This window comes from Pseudoalteromonas sp. (genome assembly GCF_041629635.1).
GTDB lineage: Bacteria > Pseudomonadota > Gammaproteobacteria > Enterobacterales > Alteromonadaceae > Pseudoalteromonas.
Map to the genome: position 1 here is coordinate 1 of NZ_JBFKMX010000225.1, position 3408 is coordinate 3408.

Here is a 3408-nt window from a genome sequence, read left to right on the forward strand (position 1 = left end):
AGTGACGATGAAAAATACGAGCTAATGATGGAGATTGAAAGTCAAACTGAAAAGCTTGATAAATTCCCAATATACAAGCCTTACTTTACAGATGCGACACCAGAAGCGATTTGTAATGAAGCATCAAAACAAGGTGGTTTGTTTAATATTATTTCTGATGAGGCCCAGTCAATACTAACTTCAATCGGTCTTGCTTATGGTGATGGCAAACGCGCACCTAACAACGAGCCAATTCTGAAAGGCTGGGATAATGGTTTTGTTTCAATGGTTCGTGTTAGCCGCGAAATGCCAGCGTTTGAAATTCGAGGCGGTATTGCAGTTTTGGCCCAATATGAAACAGTTCGCGCAATTCTTGAAATGTCTGGCCGCGAGAATGGTTTAACCGAGCGTTTTCTTTTTGGTTATGAGCCTCACAGATTAGGGACTCGCGACCACTCAAAATATGAGCCAGTTGATGAATCGGTAAAAGCTAAATACTCAAAGCTTATTCATCAATTAACATTTGCTGATAAAACCGTACTATCACTTACAAAAGATTCACTTGAATTCTTGGTAAGCAAAAAGAATGAGTTTGAGCCTTTAATGGCTGACGGTCAAAGATACTCAAGTAATTTAATGCGCGGCTTTGTTGGTAAGATGGACAAGCAAACTGTAAAGATTGCCGCAGTTATTCACGCTGTTGAGAATTTTGAAAACGGTATTAATGACACAGTAATAAGCCATCGAAGTGTTGAACGTGCATTCAATATTTACAGCGAGTTGTTAAAAGTATTTGTTGGTGCGGCTGACAGTGAAGGTTATGGCGGCATCGAGTCACAAATTAGCGTTATTGTTGGCAGTTTCAAGAACCTAATTGAAAAGAAAGGGCGCAATAAAATTAAACTTCGCAACCTGGCGGACAACGTAAAGAAAACAGCGCCATTCAAAAGCCAAACAAAACTGATGAATCACATAAAAAACAACTTAATGCCAGTTTTACAAGCGCGAAATATTTGCTGGTTTGATGATTCTGCTGAGTCGATTATTAAAATAAACCCAAAGGTGGCGTAAATGGTCGATGTTAATGATTTGAAAGCAAAGGTTAACATCGTCGATATTATCGAGGAAGTTGTACCGCTCAAAAAGTCTGGCAAGGATTACTTTGGATGCTGCCCTTTTCATGGAGAGAAAACACCAAGCTTTTCAGTAAGTGAAAGAGATCAGTTTTTCCACTGTTTCGGTTGCGGCACTAACGGCTCTGTAATTGATTTCGTCATGGAATATAAAGGCGTTGAATTTCTTGAGGCGTGTAAATATCTTGGCGCTGACATTTATGAACGCGAAACAATGCGCGGTGAGGTTATAAAGAAGCGGCCAATGTATGCGCGTATGCCGTTTGATGATTCATTAAGTGATCAAGAAATATCTGAGTTTTTATCCAAATGCGATCAATTAACACATGGAGAAGAAACGATTTTCACATATGGGTGCGACCAGGTGTTAATTTTAACTGATATAAACAGCAAACCGGTTAACTTAGCTTTATGGGATGGAATTAAACACCGTTATTACAATAAGCATTTTGTTTATGCTGCTTGCGCTATATTTGGTGAGCTATCTGGTGAAGTTGTGATGTGTGAAGAATGGGGTATGTCAAATACATTGCACAGAATTAGCGGTAAAAACACAATCTGCTTTTTCGAGCCGTTAAATCTGTTTTACATCTGGCAAGAATTAAAGCGCAGGAATTGTGAAATAAAAGTAATTTGTAAAAGCGATGAAGCAAAGTTTCACGCTGATAATTTTGGATTGATTGGAGAGTAAAATGTTTAAATTAAGAGATTACCAGCAAAAAGCGCACGATGCGACAGTTGAGCATTGTAAAGAGTGCCACAAAACACAAAAGTTCGATCCTGCTTTTGTTGCAGCATCGGTTGGCGCTGGTAAAACATTGTCAATTGCTTTTATGGCTAAGCACGTATCAGAAAAAGGTGGTCGTGTTTTGGTGCTGGCTCGTCAAGGTGAGCTAATTAAGCAAAACGCAGAGGATGCTCAGGCGATTGGTTTGCGAGTGTCAATTTTTAGTGCAAGTCTCAATCAAAAATCAACATATTACCCAATAGTTTTTGGAACTGAAGGAACTATTAGCAGATCACTTACAACAAACTTTAAAAATTTGTCGTTTGATATAATTTTAATTGACGAATGTCACATGCTTCCGTGGCAAGATGCTATTAGTGAAAGCCCAGAAACTCAGTACGGGAAAATACTTAAGCACTTTAAAACCATCAATCCTAAAGTTATGGTTATTGGTTACACTGGATCACCTTATCGCGGTAGTGAATCAATACTTGGTGATTACTGGAAAAAGCAATTAAGTGATATTTCAACTTATGAATTAATCAATAAAGGCTTTTTGGTTCCGCCAATTTTTGGTTTTGGTGATGAGTCACATCAGTATGAGAGTATGAAAAAGTTTGAGCCTAAAGGCGGTGAGGGTGCTGGTGATTTTACAACTAAAGAGCTAGCAGCAATGGGGCGCGCTGTTTGTAAAGAGCAAACTAAAACCCAGGAAATTATGGCGGAGGTAATTGAGCGCACTAAAAACCGCCATGGCGTTTTAATTACTTGTGCTAGCAAAAAACATTGCGAACAAGTTTCGGAATGCTTGCCTGATGGTAGCTGGGGCATAATAACTGATAGCACAAGCACAAAGGAAAGAATCCGAATTCTTGACGGTGCAAAAGATGGCTCGATCAAGTATGTTTTGCAAATAGGTTGCTTGTCTACGGGCGTTAACGTACCTCTATGGGATACTTGTGTAATACTTCGCAAGATTGGCAGTTTAACACTTATGATCCAATTAATAGGCCGTGTTTTGCGAACCCTAAAAGAGCATCAAATTGAATCTGGCCTTGTTAAAAATGACGCTTTAATTCTTGATTATACTGATGGGCTAGAAGCGTTAGGTGATATCTACTGCGACCCACTTTTAGACCAGGCAAAGTTAAGTCGTGCAAAGCCTAGTGATGTTACGCAGGACTGCCCTTTGTGCAACACTATAAATACCGAATTTGCTGTACGTTGCATAGGCCATGACGAAACTAGCGAAGATGGTCGCTGTGAGCATTACTTTATGTTTAATGAGTGTAAAGCGTGTGGCTCTCACAATGCACCAACAGCGAAAACATGCCGCAAATGTGAAGCTGTATTGATTGACCCCAACGCAGCGTTAACAAATAAAGCCTATACAGATGCTGACTATAAAGAAGTTGAGCGCATGGTTTTAACTGAATCGACTGGCGGAAAACTTAGGGTTGCTTACTATCTTAAATCAATGATTAGTAAAATGGGTATTGAAGAACAGGAAGTTGCTGTTGAATGGCTGGACCCGTTTTTTAACACTCAATTTCATAAAGCAAAGTGGCG

Annotated in this window: 3 protein-coding genes; all 3 read left to right on the forward strand. The window is 39.5% G+C overall.

The window, feature by feature from the left end; genetic code table 11:
• Positions 1 to 1050, forward strand: a 1050-nt coding sequence (locus tag ABYD77_RS18330) for a DUF3987 domain-containing protein (protein WP_372771536.1), incomplete at its 5' end; no start/stop codon positions are given.
• Entirely contained in the window at positions 1051 to 1803 is a 753-nt protein-coding gene (locus tag ABYD77_RS18335) for a CHC2 zinc finger domain-containing protein (RefSeq protein ID WP_372771537.1), read from the forward strand.
• A 1-nt stretch (position 1804) separates the two neighbouring features.
• On the forward strand, positions 1805 to 3408 hold a 1604-nt coding region (locus tag ABYD77_RS18340), incomplete at its 3' end, for a DEAD/DEAH box helicase family protein (protein ID WP_372771538.1).

Bases quoted from the DNA above. Each gene is read 5' to 3' on its own strand.
- ABYD77_RS18335 (WP_372771537.1), top strand. From the start codon at position 1,051: ATGGTCGATGTTAATGATTTGAAAGCAAAGGTTAACATCGTCGATATT.